This window comes from Roseovarius autotrophicus, assembly GCF_018069895.1.
GTDB lineage: Bacteria > Pseudomonadota > Alphaproteobacteria > Rhodobacterales > Rhodobacteraceae > Roseovarius > Roseovarius autotrophicus.
Genome location: NZ_JAGQDH010000028.1, coordinates 1 through 15,120, shown reverse-complemented (window position 1 = coordinate 15,120; position 15,120 = coordinate 1). Strand labels below are relative to the sequence as shown.

18 protein-coding genes and 2 pseudogenes are annotated in these 15,120 nt (G+C 66.3%); 3 read left to right on the top strand and 17 right to left on the bottom strand.

Going from position 1 to position 15,120, the window contains the following annotated elements:
* Positions 1–31 precede the first annotated feature (31 nt).
* The 3 genes and pseudogenes from KAK09_RS16755 to KAK09_RS16745 form a co-directional block, all read right to left on the bottom strand.
* Positions 32–430, bottom strand: a pseudogene (locus KAK09_RS16755) (IS1634 family transposase); the annotation flags it as partial.
* 289 nt (positions 431–719) lie between these two features.
* Positions 720–1,130, bottom strand: coding sequence for an IS66-like element accessory protein TnpA (gene tnpA, locus KAK09_RS16750; protein WP_210880087.1), 411 nt, complete (start codon positions 1,128–1,130; stop codon positions 720–722).
* A gap of 107 nt (positions 1,131–1,237) precedes the next feature.
* Positions 1,238–1,537 carry a winged helix-turn-helix transcriptional regulator gene (locus tag KAK09_RS16745; protein WP_247651383.1) on the bottom strand — a complete coding sequence of 100 codons (300 nt, stop codon included), beginning with the start codon at positions 1,535–1,537 and terminating at the stop codon, positions 1,238–1,240.
* 178 nt (positions 1,538–1,715) lie between these two features.
* Here KAK09_RS16745 and KAK09_RS16740 point away from each other — a divergent pair, with 178 nt between their 5' ends.
* The 3 genes from KAK09_RS16740 (at position 1,716) to KAK09_RS19205 (ending at position 3,963) form a co-directional block, all read left to right on the top strand.
* On the top strand, positions 1,716–2,528 hold the full coding sequence (locus KAK09_RS16740) for a DODA-type extradiol aromatic ring-opening family dioxygenase (RefSeq protein ID WP_210880086.1): 813 nt from the start codon (positions 1,716–1,718) through the stop codon (positions 2,526–2,528).
* Between the two features lie 29 nt (positions 2,529–2,557).
* Positions 2,558–3,451, top strand: a complete 894-nt coding sequence (locus KAK09_RS16735) for an NAD(P)H-binding protein (RefSeq protein WP_210880085.1) — start codon at positions 2,558–2,560, stop codon at positions 3,449–3,451.
* A 245-nt stretch (positions 3,452–3,696) separates the two neighbouring features.
* Positions 3,697–3,963, top strand: coding sequence for a luciferase domain-containing protein (locus tag KAK09_RS19205; RefSeq protein ID WP_210880084.1), 267 nt, complete (start codon positions 3,697–3,699; stop codon positions 3,961–3,963).
* Positions 3,964–3,993: 30 nt separating this feature from the next.
* Here KAK09_RS19205 and KAK09_RS16725 read toward each other — a convergent pair whose 3' ends face one another.
* The 14 genes and pseudogenes from KAK09_RS16725 to KAK09_RS16660 form a co-directional block, all read right to left on the bottom strand.
* Complete coding sequence (locus KAK09_RS16725; protein ID WP_210880083.1) at positions 3,994–4,278, bottom strand: hypothetical protein; 285 nt, start codon at positions 4,276–4,278, stop codon at positions 3,994–3,996.
* Between the two features lie 129 nt (positions 4,279–4,407).
* The gene (locus KAK09_RS18885) at positions 4,408–4,755 is read right to left on the bottom strand and encodes a hypothetical protein (protein ID WP_247651378.1); all 348 of its coding nucleotides are present in this window, start codon (positions 4,753–4,755) and stop codon (positions 4,408–4,410) included.
* The gene (locus KAK09_RS16715) at positions 4,688–4,939 is read right to left on the bottom strand and encodes a hypothetical protein (RefSeq protein ID WP_210880082.1); all 252 of its coding nucleotides are present in this window, start codon (positions 4,937–4,939) and stop codon (positions 4,688–4,690) included. Before KAK09_RS16715 ends, KAK09_RS18885 begins: the two co-directional genes overlap by 68 nt.
* Positions 4,939–5,619, bottom strand: a complete 681-nt coding sequence (locus KAK09_RS16710) for a YcbK family protein (RefSeq protein ID WP_210880081.1) — start codon at positions 5,617–5,619, stop codon at positions 4,939–4,941. The genes KAK09_RS16715 and KAK09_RS16710 overlap by 1 nt, the downstream gene beginning before the upstream one ends.
* 130 nt (positions 5,620–5,749) lie before the next feature.
* On the bottom strand, positions 5,750–6,004 hold the full coding sequence (locus KAK09_RS16705; protein WP_210880080.1) for a DUF6127 family protein: 255 nt from the start codon (positions 6,002–6,004) through the stop codon (positions 5,750–5,752).
* A gap of 32 nt (positions 6,005–6,036) precedes the next feature.
* Complete coding sequence (locus KAK09_RS16700; protein ID WP_210880079.1) at positions 6,037–7,035, bottom strand: FscB; 999 nt, start codon at positions 7,033–7,035, stop codon at positions 6,037–6,039.
* Complete coding sequence (locus tag KAK09_RS16695; protein WP_210880078.1) at positions 7,032–7,901, bottom strand: SPRY domain-containing protein; 870 nt, start codon at positions 7,899–7,901, stop codon at positions 7,032–7,034. The genes KAK09_RS16700 and KAK09_RS16695 overlap by 4 nt, the downstream gene beginning before the upstream one ends.
* The gene (locus tag KAK09_RS16690; RefSeq protein WP_210880077.1) at positions 7,898–8,572 is read right to left on the bottom strand and encodes a DUF2793 domain-containing protein; all 675 of its coding nucleotides are present in this window, start codon (positions 8,570–8,572) and stop codon (positions 7,898–7,900) included. The genes KAK09_RS16695 and KAK09_RS16690 overlap by 4 nt, the downstream gene beginning before the upstream one ends.
* 72 nt (positions 8,573–8,644) lie before the next feature.
* Positions 8,645–11,773, bottom strand: coding sequence for a phage tail protein (locus tag KAK09_RS16685; protein ID WP_210880076.1), 3,129 nt, complete (start codon positions 11,771–11,773; stop codon positions 8,645–8,647).
* Positions 11,763–11,966, bottom strand: a complete 204-nt coding sequence (locus KAK09_RS16680) for a hypothetical protein (protein WP_210880075.1) — start codon at positions 11,964–11,966, stop codon at positions 11,763–11,765. The genes KAK09_RS16685 and KAK09_RS16680 overlap by 11 nt, the downstream gene beginning before the upstream one ends.
* The gene (locus KAK09_RS16675) at positions 11,963–12,211 is read right to left on the bottom strand and encodes a hypothetical protein (protein WP_210880074.1); all 249 of its coding nucleotides are present in this window, start codon (positions 12,209–12,211) and stop codon (positions 11,963–11,965) included. Before KAK09_RS16675 ends, KAK09_RS16680 begins: the two co-directional genes overlap by 4 nt.
* 39 nt (positions 12,212–12,250) lie before the next feature.
* Positions 12,251–13,111 (bottom strand): phage BR0599 family protein, encoded by an 861-nt coding sequence (locus tag KAK09_RS16670; RefSeq protein ID WP_210880073.1) that lies wholly within the window; start codon positions 13,109–13,111, stop codon positions 12,251–12,253.
* Complete coding sequence (locus KAK09_RS16665; RefSeq protein WP_210880072.1) at positions 13,108–14,268, bottom strand: hypothetical protein; 1,161 nt, start codon at positions 14,266–14,268, stop codon at positions 13,108–13,110. Before KAK09_RS16665 ends, KAK09_RS16670 begins: the two co-directional genes overlap by 4 nt.
* Before the next feature lie 19 nt (positions 14,269–14,287).
* Positions 14,288–15,120: pseudogene (locus KAK09_RS16660) on the bottom strand (phage tail tape measure protein); the annotation flags it as partial.

The window sequence follows — 15,120 nt, the reverse complement described above, 5'->3', positions numbered from 1 at the left end:
TCGCCCGGAACCTGTTCAGACAAACCGATCCACCTCTACTGGTTGTGTGGCGTTGAATGCGCTCGAGCAGATCGAGGGCGGTGCGCGGGCTCGCGCTGTGGCCTTTCGCCTTCAGCCGCATGCGCATGACGCGGTAAAGAACGAGAGCGAGGAAGCAGATCATGGCGTGGGCGCGGATGCGATCAGGCAAGCGGTGGTGGACCGGGGCGATCTCGATGTCGGATTTCAGCACGCGAAAGCCGCGCTCGATGTCCGCGAGGCCCTTGTAGCGCGCGACGGCGTCGGCGGGCGTGAGGTCTGGGGCGTTGGTGATCAGCGCGAGTTTGCCGTCGAAGAGTTCGGCCTCGGCAATAGCCTCTTCGTCGACGTGCCAGCTGAACCGGTCCGCATTGAGATCGGCCTTTATGAACCGCGTGAGCTCAGCCGATCGCGCAGCGCCTGCTTGTCGAGCGTGGGTTCGTTGATGAGCAGCTTGCCGGTGTCCCGGCCGGCGATTTCGGCCGGGCTAAAATTCGGCCAGCGCCAGGTGCTCTCCGGCACATCACGCCAGTGGCGGTGAAAAGTCGTGGTCATGGGGGTCTTCCAAAACGGAAAGCCCGCCTCGTGGACGGGTCATGGGGGCTGATGGTTTGGGATTTTGAGCGGCTACTGGCGGCCGCCGAAGATCTTCAGCTTGATCGCGATGCCCGCCAGAAGCGCCAGCATGACGCCGGTGGTGATCATGCCCGCTCCACCACCTCGATGAGCCGGGCAAGCGCTTCCGAGTCGACCCCGGTGGGCACGCTAAGCCGACGGCCATTGGGCAGGGCAATCTCCACCTGACAGTTGCGGGAGAGATCAGGGGGATCAACCGGCCCAAGCTGAGAGGCCGGGAAATCCTTCGTCAAGGTCACCGGGGCAAAGGATACCGGGCGGGAAGCGCCAAGCTCACCGTTCCGATACTGTCGGCGCCAGATCGTCAACAGCGACCGGCAAATGCCATGCCGCCGCGCCGTGGCTGTCATTTGCCGGTGGCCGACAAAACTTTCCTCGACGATCCGGAGCTTGTCCTCATCCGACCACTGCCAACGGCGAACCCAATCGGCCGCTGAGAGAACTTCGATTTGAGGGCGGTAAATGAGATCGGACATAGGGTCGGACTTATCATCGGATCGTAGCCGATGTCAGACGGCCCCCGCCGCAGCCTTACGCTTGAGCATGCTGGTAACACTCTGATTTTTATTGCCGGGTGGAGCAATCAACCAACGCGGAAGGCATTGTCTTCAAAGGCCCCCTCAGCCTTCCATCGTTCCGCGATATTTCCCAGTGCGTCCAGAACGCTTCGCAGGTCGTTCCCGCGTGGCGTCAAGCCATAGGTCACCGCAGGCGGAATAGTCTCCGCCTGTTCCCGCCAGATGACCCCAGCGCCTTGCAGCATCCGTAGACGCTCGGTCAGCATTCGGGTCGATATCCCAGGCACAGCGCGCTTCAGCGCCCCGAACCTTTGCGGCCCCTGATCGCTCAGGACCCAGATGATGTAGGTCGTCCACGGTCCCATGAGCAAACGCAGAATCGAGTCCATCGGGCATTGTGGCGGGGTTTTGGGCATCGCTGTGCGCTTCCTATTCAGGCAGTTACTTTATCGTCCCTACTTTAATTTTTGCCACAACTCAACTATCACACCCCCTGATACAGCAATCGAGGGTTCCCCTGGGAACCGGAAAGGACAATCGGACATGGCCCGCCAGCCCACACTCTTCATTCCCCACGGGGGCGGCCCCTGCTTCTTCATGGACTGGAACCCGCCCGATGAATGGGACCGGCATCGGCAGTTTCTGGAGGATATCCCGGGCACACTGCCCGAGCGCCCCAGGGCGATTCTGGTAATATCGGGTCACTGGGAGGAACCCGCCTTTACCGTGCAGACAAGCCCCACCCCGCCGCTTCTGTTCGACTATGGCGGTTTTCCGCCCCATACCTACGAGCTGAGCTGGCCCGCCCCTGGCGATCCGGCGCTGGCCGATCGCGTGCATGACCTGATCCGCGCCGCTAGGCTTCCAGCCGCGAAGGATGCCGCACGGGGGTTCGACCACGGCGTCTTCGTGCCGCTCAAGGTCGCCTTTCCCGAGGCTGACATTCCCTGCGTCCAGCTGTCGGTTGCCAGCGATCTGGACCCCGCGCGCCACATTGCGCTTGGCCGGGCTCTGGCGCCCCTCCGTGACGAGGGCGTGCTGATCATCGGCAGCGGCAACACCTATCACAACATGGGTGTGCTGATGCAAAGCCTGCGCGGCGGTCGGCGGGGCGACATCGTTGGCGGCGCGTTCGACGCCTGGCTGACCGAGGTGATGACCTGCCCCGATCCCGAGGACCGCAACCGCAGGCTTGTGCAATGGTCGGACGCACCGGGCGGTCGCGATGCCCATCCGCGCGAAGAACACCTTATCCCGCTGCATGTTGTGGCGGGCGCAGCGGGCAACGATATCGGTCGCAAGACGCTGGAGGATCACGTTCTTGGCGCTGTCGAAAGCGCCTTTCGCTTCGGTTGAACAGAAACATTGAAAAGGAACACAAAGCCATGTCCAATACCATCAAAGGTCCCTTCATCGTGACCGGTGCCTCCGGCCAACTCGGCAGTCAGGTGATCGAGAACCTGCTGGCGCAAGGGGCCGCCCCCCTCGTCGCGATCACTCGCACACCGGAAAAGCTCGCAGCACTTCAGGCGCGCGGTATCGATGTCAGGGCGGGCGATTTCAACGACCCGGCCACGCTTGGCGCGGCCTTCGCCGGTGGCGGGCGGCTGCTGATCATTTCGACGGACGACCTTGAGCCGGGCAAACGGCTTGCCGCTCATCGCAATGCAATCGCCGCCGCGCAGGAGGCCGGCGTGTCGCATATCGCCTACACCTCGCTCACCAATCCAGATGAAAGCAGCCCGATCACCTTTGCCGCCGATCACCGCGAGACCGAGGCGCTGATCAAGCAGACTGGCATTCCCCACACGATCCTGCGCAACTGCCTTTACGCCGATCTTTTGCTGATGAGCGGGCCGCAGGCGATTGGTGCGGGGGCGCTTTACGCGGCGGCGGGCGAGGGCAAGGCGGGCTATGTCACGCGCGCCGATTGCGCCCGCGCCGCCGCCGCGGCCCTGTTGACCGGGACGGGCTCGACGGTGCGCGATATCACCGGACCCGCGGCCGTCGGTCATGCTGACATCGCCGCAATCCTTTCGGAAGTTGCCGGCAAGGAGCTCCCCTACGTCCCGATCACGCGCGACGCCCTGGTTGAGGCGATGGTCAAGAATGGCCTGACGGAGTTCGTGGCGGATGTCTTCTCGTCCTTCGACGTCGCCATTGCCAAGGGATATATGGACGTGGCCTCGGATGACGTGGAAGCGTTGACCGGGCAGAAGGCGCAGTCGGTCCGGGATTTCCTGCTGGCCAGCAAATCCGCACTGACGGGCCAGGCGTAAACGGCACTCAAGAAGGTCCTGTCATGCTGAAGATACCGCCGCGCGAAGGGCCAAGGCCCGTCACCACGCCTTGCGCCCCGCATACCCAGATCAGTCAGAACCCGGATGCCGCGTCATATAGCGCATTCAAGCACAGGGCCTTCGATTTCCCCTTTGTCACCCGCCAGCCCTCGATGATCTCGGTTCCCGGGGCCGAGGCGCTCTGCCTCGAACATGGGCATGGTTGCGGCTGCCGCGAGGCGTTCATGATCGGCAATGAGTTCGCCCATGTCCATCCGCCGCAGGACGGCAGCCTGCACATGATGCTGCCCCTGGATGCGGTGCCGAAGATCGTCGATCTCGGCTGGGCGGAGCCGCATCCGATGGCCGCGGCCGGCATGATCCCGTCAACCGCGGTGATGGTCTACGCGCCAAGGAACAGCGCGGAAATCGAAACCGTTCTCGATCTCCTGCGACTATCTTATGATTTTGCGTGTGGGAAACTCGGACAGGTCGACAGCTTGGTTCTCTAACGTTCTGAGCTCGACTTTGTACATTTTCAGTCAAGTCCAGGTCCAGAATGTGCCTTCATTTGTGATGAATTCGAGTGCTTCGCCGAGCGGGAGGATGACGCCGCCCATGTCACCTATGTCCTCCCACCTGCGTCGGTGTGACCAATAGCCGAGCCTGACCTCGCCCCCCTTTCCAACAGGTTTCAGCCGGGCGATTGGTGCCTCGGTGTCGAGGAGATAGAGGTGGAATGCACCCTTGTCTGTGTAATAGCCAACACCGCCGCCATTGGCGGCATCAAAGGCTTCGATACGCTGCGCGATTTCAGAGTCTTCCATGACAACACGTTATCAAACTACGCCCGCAAGGTCAGGTCAGGTGATTCAATTCGCCGCAGATGACCATCTTGAATGATCCGGGTCGACGGATTCGAAACATAGGATGACACATCATCCTGTTGACCCGCCTCAATCGGGGGACGCAGTCCCCCAGATCCTGCATGTGTGGATGGGTGCATTCCGTTCCCGGTTTACTGCCCCAAGCTGGCAACATGTGCTTGTTCTGACCATGGGCTGCATTCTGGCGCCGTGCAAGCGCACCGTGACCGCCTGCTTGCGTATCACCGCGTAATCGGCGAGCATCCTGACCAGAACCGCCGCCTCGGGCAAAGCCTCGACCTCAACCGCCGCCTGCGCCTGCTCGGCCCGGCGATAGTCCACCACCGGCAGGCACGCCCCGGCGCCCCCCTCAGAAGCGCCCATCGCGCAGGCGCTGAGCGAGAGCATCCCGATCAGCGGGACGGCGCGCCACGGCATCCAACATCTGGCGTTGGGCTTCATTGACCTTCTCCATTGTGTCGAGCCGTTCGGCGAGGCGCCCGGCGCTTTCCCCGGCGCGGCGGAGGTTGAGCAGGAACAGGGCGAGGGTGATTACGGCCAGCACCAGGCCCAGTGCCCTGCGCGCCGGGCCGCTGGCGAGGAGGGCTGCGAGCCAGCGCATTAGCGCCGCCCCCGCCTCCAGTCGTCGATCCGGGCGAGGATCGCGACCGCGATGCCGCCAAGTGCCACGGCGATGAACACCCAGCGCAGCGTATCGAGATACGGGACCAGCGGCAGGACGGCGGTCTGGGTCTCGGCCAGGACGCCCTGCGCGACCTCGACCCCGGCCGCGCCCAGCGTCGCGACGCCAGCCGCGCCACCGCCTTTCAATGTGCGGCTCTCCGCCAGCGATTCGCGTGCGGGCGGCGTCTCGGCTGCAAATGCCGTCGCACGGATTGGGAACCGCTCGCCCCACTGACGCGCCGGGCCGAGGTCGACATGGATGAACCCCGAGCGCGGATAGAAGCCGAAGCCGAGGAATCCGACCTCGCGCGCCGCCGCCTCGAAGGCGGCGGGGTCGTGGTTCGCCATGGCGATGTCGAAGGCGGTGCCGTCGAGGTGCTTCGACCTCGTGGCGCCACCGACGGCGCGATTATGCTCGGGGCTGCGATAGGCCGAGCGGACGATCAGCGGCTTGCCCAGCCGCTCGCGCAGAGCCTGCAGCTTGTCGAGCGCCTCGGGGTGCAGCTTGATCTGCCCCGTGCCCCGGCAGGCGATCTCGGCTGGCGAGAAGTTGGGCCAGCGCCATAGGTGATCGGGCACCTCGCGGAAATGACGGTAGGTGCGGACGGGATCGGGCATGTCGGACTCCTGCAGAGTGGATGAGGGAATGCGAGAGAGGCCAGCCGCCGGGGTCGGCGACGGGAAGGGTCTGGTTGACGATGTGCGGGATCAGCTTTCCTGAACGAGGCAGGTGCCCGGGGGCCGCGCGTCAGCCGCCCGGTCCGAAGATCTTCAGCTTCAGCGCGATGCCCGCGAGCAGTGCGAGGATGATGCCGGTGGTGACGAGATGGACCGTGGTCTGCACGGTCGTGCGGCGCACAAAGCGGATGCAGTCAAGGAGCGCGCGCAGGTCGCGGACATCCATCGCGGCCTCCTGGCCGTCGAGCCCGACATCCGCGAGCGCGCGCTTGGCGCCCTCCTGGGCCGCGCGGGCCAGCAGTTCCTCGAACTCGGCATCGGGCATGCGAACATGGCCCTCTCCGGAGCGACGCGGGCTCATGCCGACAGGATCCCGACCTCGTTTGGCAAGGTCAGATCACTCCAGGGGCTCGCATCGGCCGGATTGACCGCCCAGCTGGAATAGACCGGAACGGGCGCAAGGCTGGGCACTGTCAACGGGGCGGCGTCATGGTTCACGCCCGCCATGCGCAGAAAACCCGCCGTGGCATCGGGTCCATCCGTGCCTGCCTGCGCGATTTGCTTGAGATGCACGCCGGCGATTGCCGAAACCGTGGCCGGGCCCGTCGGGCCAGTGAGCGAGAAGGACATGCGCTGCCCTGCCGTGGTGCTTGCGACCCGGGTGGCGATGTCGCTATCGTTGAGCGCGTCGATGCTGCCCACCATCTCGTTGAACGTTGCGATGGCATTGGGGATGCGGCGCACGAAGCGGCGTCCGATGGTCGAGACCCCGTCGAGCACGGCAATATGGGCATAGTACCAGGTGCGGCTCGAGCCGGTTCCATGCAGCCCTGTATTGGCGAAGACAACCTGTACCGGCTTGCCCTTGCCGCCGGTGTTCGCGACGGTGGCCGCGCTTTGCAGAACGCCATCGACGAAGAATTCGACGGTGATGTCGGCATCGACGCTCAGGCGCACATCGACCCATTGCGCCTGGCCGTTGGGCGCGAAGTAGCTCGAGCTTCCCTGCACGAGCGTGTCGCCATGCGCCTCGGCGTGATAGCGGTTTGTCGAGGTCAATGGCCGGATCTGCGCGATCCTGATATTCTCCGCATCGAAGAACTCCAGGAACCCGGCATTGGCCTGCGTGATGCTCTCGGAATCGAGATTGGGCGGCACGTAGCGAAAGCCCAGCCACAAGTCGCCCGCAGGCGCGGGAAAGCCCACCGCGAAGGGTGTGGCCAGCGTGCGCGCGCCGCTGAAGCGGAGGCCGTTGACATCGAGGGTGTCGTCGAAGCCGGCGGCAACGGTACTCAGCAAACCGGCAACGCCGGAGATGTCGGTGGGCTGATGGCCCAGATGCAGGATGTAACTCATGGCAGTTCCACTTCGATATAGAGGGCGGCATGGGCGGCGGAGAGCGCCGGGCCGCCGCCGTGATCAAGAATGAGCGAGACGCAGCCCGCGGTGAGGCGCGGGCCGCCGCCGAGATCGAGCCAGGCCTCGAATTCACCAACACTGAGGCGCTTGTCCCAGCCGATCTCGATGAAGGCATGGGCCTGATAGATGCGCAGGTCGGGATCCTCGAAGCCAAGCGCCTGCACGCCGGGCGGAACCGGGTAGCTGAATTGCGAGGGCAGCGAGCGCAGCGTGCCGCCGTCGCCGGGATCCCGACCCTGGATCTGGGGGTAGAAAGCGGCGCTGGGTGCGGCGGTCCATGTCGCTGCCCCGCTCACCGGATCGTCACGCCAAATGCCGTTCTTGCCGACCCAGAGACTGGCGGCGGCAGGATCAAGCACAAACATCAGTACATCGCCGGCGCCGTAGGGTGGCAAGCCGGTAATGCGCTGGGAAGACGTCGACGTATCAGATGACCAAAGAGAGCCATTGCCGCGATAGCCGATGGAGCCCAGCGTGATCGGATTGTTGCCGGTATTGAACTCCTCGCGCTGCGCGGCGGAGACGACGCCCATATAGCCGTCGAAGCTAGCGGCCCCAGCAGGGGCGCAGAGCACCTCCCAGTAACGCCTCCCGTCCGTGGGCAGGATCGCCCTGGCGGTCGGCACCCAGCGCATGTAGTTGGTCCCGCCCGAGGTGTTGACGGCGGTCTGGTTGCCATCCGACAGCGTGTAGCCCGGAGGGCGACGGGTGGCATCCAGTGCCCATGCAGACCCGATATCGACGGGAGGCGCGGTATCGCCACCCTGCGTCAGGATCGCGGCGCGCATCATCAGCAGACTCATGCGACCGCCCCCGCAAGCGCGCCCTGGATGACCCAGGCATCCGCCCCGCGTTTGACGAGCGCCGCGCCCGACCATTGGCCATCGAGCGCGACCGAGCCGCCGGTCACGCCATTAAGCGACACGCCCGGCGCCGCCGCGACCGTGGCGATCCCGGCCCCGACCTGCGTGACATTGACCAGTGTGCCGATCTCGAAAGGCACGACCGCCTCGTCCGGGATCGTGACTGTCACGGCCGACGAACCAGTTGTCTCGAGAATACTGCCCAGATCGACCAGTTCCAGCGTGTGGCTGGTTGCCGTCAGTGTCCGGATCTTCACAACGCCAGGACGCGGCACCTCGACCCATGCCCCTGCGGTGAACCGCACATGCCGCGCCTCATCGGCAAGCCAGACCTCCCAGCCCTCCTGTGGCGTGAGGTAAACCCAGTCTTCCTCACCCGGTGCGCCGTCCCAGAGCGCGAGCGCATTGGCATTGGTCAGGGCGTCTGCCGGGACGATGTAAACGTCACCGGTACTGCCGCTTCCCGGCAAAGCCGCGCTGCACGACAGCGCGCGGGCTTGCACCAGTACCGAGAGGGTGCGCAGGTCTTCGCTGACGCTGGTGCCCCAGTTGCGCTGGCCGGGGGCGTAGAAGGCGCGCAGCCCCAGTCCCGGCATGATCCGTTCAGCCATGCTTGGTCTCGCTTGTGGTGGTGGTGGTTGTGGCTTGCGTGGTCGTGAGACCGCCGTTGCGCAGGGTTCGTATCAGCTGCCCCACAGAAAACCCCAGCCGCGGTCCCATCCGGCGGCGAAGGGGGCGGTCAACTGGTACCTCCGCGCCTCGCAGTCAGTAAGCCAGGTGCCATCGACCAGCCGCCGCGCCCGGACGGCGATGTCGATTTCGGCCGTGCGCTCGGGTGCGCCACTCTCCGGCACGTCCTCGGGCGACAGCATCCAGCTTGTGCCGCTGCCAGCGTCGATGATGATGCTCGGCGGCATGAGCGCCACGCCCGTGTCGGGATCAATCCAGCGCACCTCGATCGCATACCCGACGCCCGGCTCGGGCCCGATTGAGGCAGCGGTGTGGTCGACGATCACGGGGCTGGTCTGGGTCAGCCGGTCGCGGTGCGTCCAGGTCAGTTCAACGTCGCCTGCCACCAGCGCATCGACATCCGGCGCGTAGCTGCCATTCGCCTGCACCCGCCCGGGCGGCAGGGGGCGGATCGCCCGCCTGTTCATCGTCACGCTGTCCTCGGGCGCCAGCGCAAAGGCCAGCGTGCCGCGCCCGGTCTCGGGCAGCAGCCGGATCGCCAGCGTTTCTCCCGCTGCCCATGCTTCTTCGGTGATCCTCGCTGCCTCGTCGAAGAAAATCACCGGTGTGCCTGTCGCATGCGCACGCGGCACGGTGTCGAGGCATCCCCGGCCCACAGTGATCGCCGCGGACGTGATTCCGTCAACGCGTACCAGTTCGCCGCCGATGCTGGCCAATGTGCCGATCCCGACCTCGCCGATGTCGCGCCAACCGGTGACGGGAAGGACGCGCGCCTCCGGGTGGTCCGAGACGTCCGCCGCGAGCTGCGCTGTGGGTGCGAAACCGACCACACCGGCCTCGGCGGGGCCAGTGCCGGGATCGATCCAGAGTTCCGCCGCCAGTGCGTCGGCGCTGGGGCGTTCCCCGGTGGCGACCAGCGCACCCGCATCCGGGTCGTCCGACAGGATGCGGTCGGCCTCGCTGTGGCCCAGTTCGCGGACCAGCAGCCAGTACGGGGCCTCCGCGACCATGCGCCGGGCGAGTGCCCGCGGCGGTGCGGCAACCCCGGTGCCAGTGGGCATGCGCCCGCCTGCGATGGCGGTCGCGCCCAGCGCAAAGACGTCCTCGGCGAGCTTCAGCCGGATGCCGTTGTCGCGGCCGTCGCCCTGACCGATCTCGGAGATGCGCATGACCACGTCGTTCAGTCCGAGGCGGGGCGAGTGCAGCCGGATCACATCGCCGGGCCCGAGACCCGCGCCCTCGCGGTTCACCACGATCTCGCCCGTGAGCAGCGGTACCGAGAGCGCCCGCAGGTCACGCTCGGCCACGCGGATCGCCAGTCCCTGATAGCGGATGCCCGGATAGTCGAGCGTGGTGGCGATCACCTCGCCCATGGACTGGACCCGGGCGGTGTCGGTCACGCTGACGGCGCCGGTGTCGTCCGTCCAGGCATCGGTGAAGCGCACGGTCACGCTGTTCACAAGGTCCGACGGCGCGCGGCGACCCAGCCGCCCCCAGTCCACGACATTGGTCTCGTCGAAAAGTGGCAGCGCGCTGGCGGTGTAGTCTGCCCGGATCAGCCGCAACTCCCAGAGACCGGTGCTCCGGTCGATGAACAGCGTCGCGTCGATATGGTCGAGAACGCTGGCAATGAAGTCCTCGATCGAGCTGTCCTGCTGCCAGATCAGCGATAGGCCGAAGCCCTCGCTGTAGAGCGTGTCTGCGGCCGCCGTGAAACTCGCCCCAATCTCCACGGTCGAATAGCCCAGCCCCCAGTCGCGGTTGGTCAGACACTCCCGAATGATATGGGCCGGGTTCATGTCCGGGCCGTTCCCGAAGGCTCCGCGCAGGGAGGCGACCAGTGCTTGCGGGTTCCCGGGCGGGATCACCGGCACGCCGTCCACGGGCGTGTTATCGATGCGCGCGGTATAGCTTGTGTCCGCGAGCGCGATGTTGAACCCGAATATGTCGGCAGGCGGCAGGGTAGCGATCGTAGCCAATGCAGCATCGACCGAGGACACGGGCACCGGCGCGCCGTCGGTCACGAAGATCACGATCCGTCGTTTGGACCCGCCGCCCGCGAAGAACGCACCGGCATCAGTGAAGGCCGCGTTGAAATTCGTGCCGCCCGCGGTGCTGTTCGAGAGCGCCAGCATCCAGTCTTCCAGCGCCTCGTAATCCTCGGGTTCCATGTTGCGGCGCTCGATGGACCCCGCCACGCCCGCGTTCAAGAGAACGATGCGGATGTCGTTGGGCCGATCGGGATCGGCGCTGGCCCCGATCTCGCGGATCAGGGCTGCGACGCCTGCCTTCTGGGCCGCCATGCGCGTGCCTGACATCGAGCCCGAGACATCGAGCGCGATGTAGATCGCGGCATCCGAAATATTGGCCTCGGGCACGATGGCCGCCTTCTCGGCATACCATTGCGCCGCACCCGCCTCGCCGGTCAGCACGCGGGTCACGCGCACCGCCCAAGGCTTCAGGTACGGGTTGATCCCAAGATAGACCTGCCGCAGCACGAGGCTGCAGAGGCCGCGAAACCCCGGCACATCGCCATTCATGCGCGCAGCGAGGTAATCGTTCGCGCCTTGGCCCGGCCCACCCATCAGCACATCGACATCGCCGACGATGCCGCCCTCGCGCTTCTCGCCGCCGAAGAGGTCGGGTTTGTTGATGCGGATGCGCCCGCCACCGGCGCCTGCAGCGCTGGCGGCGCTGGTCGCCTCGAAGATTTCCACGGCCTGCTCCGGAAAACTCAGGGTTTCCGGCAGAACAGTCCAGCTTGTGATCGTGAACGCCGCTTCCATGCTCACGCCTTGCAGCGTGATCGTATGGCTTGCGCCGTACGCAAGTTGCAGCCGGTACTGCTGGCCGATGCGCACGCCTTCGAGTGTGCCCGCGAAGGTGATCAAGCCACTGGTTTCACCTGCCGCTGCAGCCGTGGCGACCATGCTTCCGACCGTGCCGATGCGCGTTTCCACGGCCGCGCCTCCGCCGCTGGAGCTGCTGCCTGTCGTCACTGACCAGGCCGTGCGGCGGTCGACGAGGATCTCGCGGATGGCATCCACGGGGCCGTGGCAGAGCGCCAGATGCATGCCCAGCGAATAGCGGAAGCCGACGGTCTGGGACTTGCTACCGCCCATGCATGCGCTCCCGCATCTCCGCGATCCGGATCACCGGCTCCACCAGCGCATCACCGGTCGCACGGAGCCGATCAGCCTCGATCCCGTGGGCAAGAAACTCCGACCACGCAAACCCATGGCGGCGGAACCATGGCCGCACGCCCGCGAGGCAGTAGCGCGCATCGCGCAGGTCCTGGATCGTCACGCGGGTCACTTCTTGCCACCTTTCTTCCTGATCGGATCGACCTTCAGATCGCCTGCCCAGACGACGTTCGGCCCGGTGATCAGCACGGTGCCGAACACCACCGGGATCGGCCGCCCTTCCTCGGCGGTGGGCGGCGAAAAGTCGTCGAGGCCCGCGGCCTGCGGCTTCTCGATCTTGGGGCGTGGGCTCAGCGCATAGGAAATCGCCGAGAGCACCAGCCCGAGGACGAGCCGCGCGATGAAGGTCCAGACCATAAGGGAATGCCGATTGCGGATTGGCGCCTGTAGGGCGCGTCAGACGATGGAGCCGCCGCCCAGGGGGTTGCGGCCCGGGATCTCGGGAAAGCCCCCGAAATTGAGAAGATTGCCGAACTTGGCCGCGCAGGTGGCGGCGCGCAGATCGCAGCCCGGGGCGATGTCGACGAGGACGGGCAGCGGATCACTGGTCTCCGGGGCGATCTCTGGCGCAGCGAGCGCCGCCGCCAGTTCCGGCAAAGGGCGCGACAGCGTGAGGGTGGCCCCGATGTGGCCAGTGATGAAGCCAAGCTGCACGCCAAAGCGCAGCACGCCGCCGCGAAACCAGCCATCGGGCTGGTCAGCCGCCTCAGGGACCGTGACGGCGTTAGAGGCGACGGCGGTCACCGTTCCCGTCAGCCAGTGCAGTGCGATATCGAGTCCGCAGCCACGACAGTAAAGGGCATGGCGGCACAGCCGCTGGTACTTCGCCCGCACCCCCGCCCGGCGCAGCGTGCTGAAGATCGACTCGGCCTGAAGCAGGATACGCTGCCCCTCGACCTCGGCGCCCACTACGCGGCCTTTCCAATGCGCGACCGTCTCGCCCAGCACCTGCTCGTGACCGCGGAAGATGGTCAGCGTGACCGGCGTATTGCCCATGGGAGCGAGGAAGCGCCGCGCGAAGGGATGCGAGAGCGGCCATGTCAGTTCCAGCTGCCCGCGCTCAATGTCGCTGGTCTGCACCACATCGCCATGCGCCACGGCGGCGGGCTCCCAGGTGATCGCCGTCCCGCCGCTCCCCGCGCTGGTCCAGGCCGTGGCGCGGCTGGTGAATCGCCAGATCAGTTCGCCCTCTATGAACTGGTAGAGGAAATAAGGGCGGCCGTCGGCGGGCGAGGACTCGATGCTGGAATAGGTCATGCGGATACCTCGATGACAGGTAACGTCACCTCGCTGGCGACAGCGCCATGCTGGATCTCGACGCGGTCTGCATCCGACCGTATGGCGGTCAGGAAGTGTACCTTCGTTCCCAACTGGACTGGCTCGCCAAGGCTTGACGACAACGTCAGCCGGTGATCCGCGCCATCGGCAATGGCCGCGGTAATCGTCCGAAATCTCAGTGCACCGGGCATCTCCAGCCCGATCGGGCGGCCCACATAGGCGGCGAGGGATGCGACCGGTGCCACGCGCATCAGCACCGATCCTGACGTCATCACCGTGCGCAATTGCAGCTCGCGCCCCCAGGTCGGCAGCCAGAAGCTGGCTTGCCGCCCCCGGAGTGACCAGAGCCAGCGGCGCAGAAGTTGGCGTGTGGTCGGGCCTTTTGCCTTGAGCGTAATCGTTTCACTGCGTTCAAACACGTCGCGCATCGGCTCGACCACAACGGGCCCGAAACCGTTATCAACATACTCGACCGCGCGGCGCAGGCTGGCGGAGAGCGGGCGGCGCACGACGCTCGGGTCGGTCTGGACCGGACGACCGAGATAGGTCGGCAGCACAGGCGCGGTGAGGTCCGGCGCGTCGCGCAAGAGAAAGCTGGCCGTCACCGTGCCATCGCCCTGCCTGCGGCGGGTGATCTCGACCGCCAAGGTCAGGATCCCTGCGCGGATCGGCGCGACCGTGATGCGCGGCGCAGCAACCACCGGACTGGGCAGTTGCAGCACCAGAGGCTCTGCCAGGATCAGCCGGTCGGCCTGAACGCTGGCGATGGGTGCCGCCGCCCCCTCGCGGCCATCGACCGCGATCGCCGCGAGATACCCGGGCCGGAAATCCGAGAGGCCTGTCGGGATCAGTATCTCGGTTGCGCCGTGCGCCAGATCAGCCTCCGGCTGCAAGGCCATGTGCCAAAGCGGCACATGCCAGTCTCCGGCAAATCCGGCGCGTGCCAGTTCCGCGGCGCGCGCCATCCCCAGCGCGTCGAGCCGATGCCGGAACGTCACGATCTCGCGCGGGCGGGGCCGGAGCGCGATGCGCTGTTCGCCCGCGCGCGATGTCAGCACATCGGTGCGCCATTCCAGCACCTCGGTGATCTCCTGCGCCGCCGGGAAGGGCCAGAGCGGTGCTGGCAGGCCTTCCATTGGCAGTGGGCCTCCCACCTCAGGCATTCAGCGCACTCCGATTGCGGCGGATGACGTTCAGGATCGCCCGCTCGCCCGAGGGCGTGGCGAGATAATCGCCCACCACCGACGGGTCGAGCACGTTGATGATGCGCGTTGACATGTCTGGACCCGACGACTGACCGGTATCCCGGTTCATTTCGACCCCAAGCCGCCCGTCGCGGCCGCGCCGCAGCGGTAGGATCGCCTCGGGCCCGGCTTCGCCCATCAGCCCGATGCCGCGCGAGAAGGGAAACACCGTGGGCCGATTGACCACGCCGCCGCGCGCGAAGGCCGTCAATTCCTGACCACCAGCGAACACCCCGCCGCGCGCAAAGCCGAAGAGGCTCGCGAAAAAACCGCCGCCGCCGCCCATGCCGGAGAAGGCACGCATGATCGCGTTCTCGATAGGCTTGAAGGCAAGCTCGATCAGCCGGTTCGCGAGGTTCTGGGCGATCCGCGAGATCGCACTGGCAAAGGTCTCCCAGCTGAACTCGCCCGATTTCAGCGCTTCCTTGATCGGGCCGACGATGTCCTGCGCCAGCCCTTGGGCGATTTCGCGCGAGCGTTCTTGCGCTGCACGGACCGCCTCGGCGGTCGCCTCCCAGGCATTGCGGGCCGTGTCGGCGGCCTCGCGCAGCGCCTGACCCGCCCCGCGACCGGCACCGCCCGCGCGGCCCGCGGCCTCGCCGGTGGAATCGAGCGCCTCCTCGAGGCTCTCGGCGGCGGTCCGCGCGCCCGTGAGAGCGGTTTCCGCCTCGGCCCCCGACGCGGCTACGGCCTCGCGGAGCGCCGCAACCGACTCCAGCGGCGCGGTCGCCGCCTCGACCACGC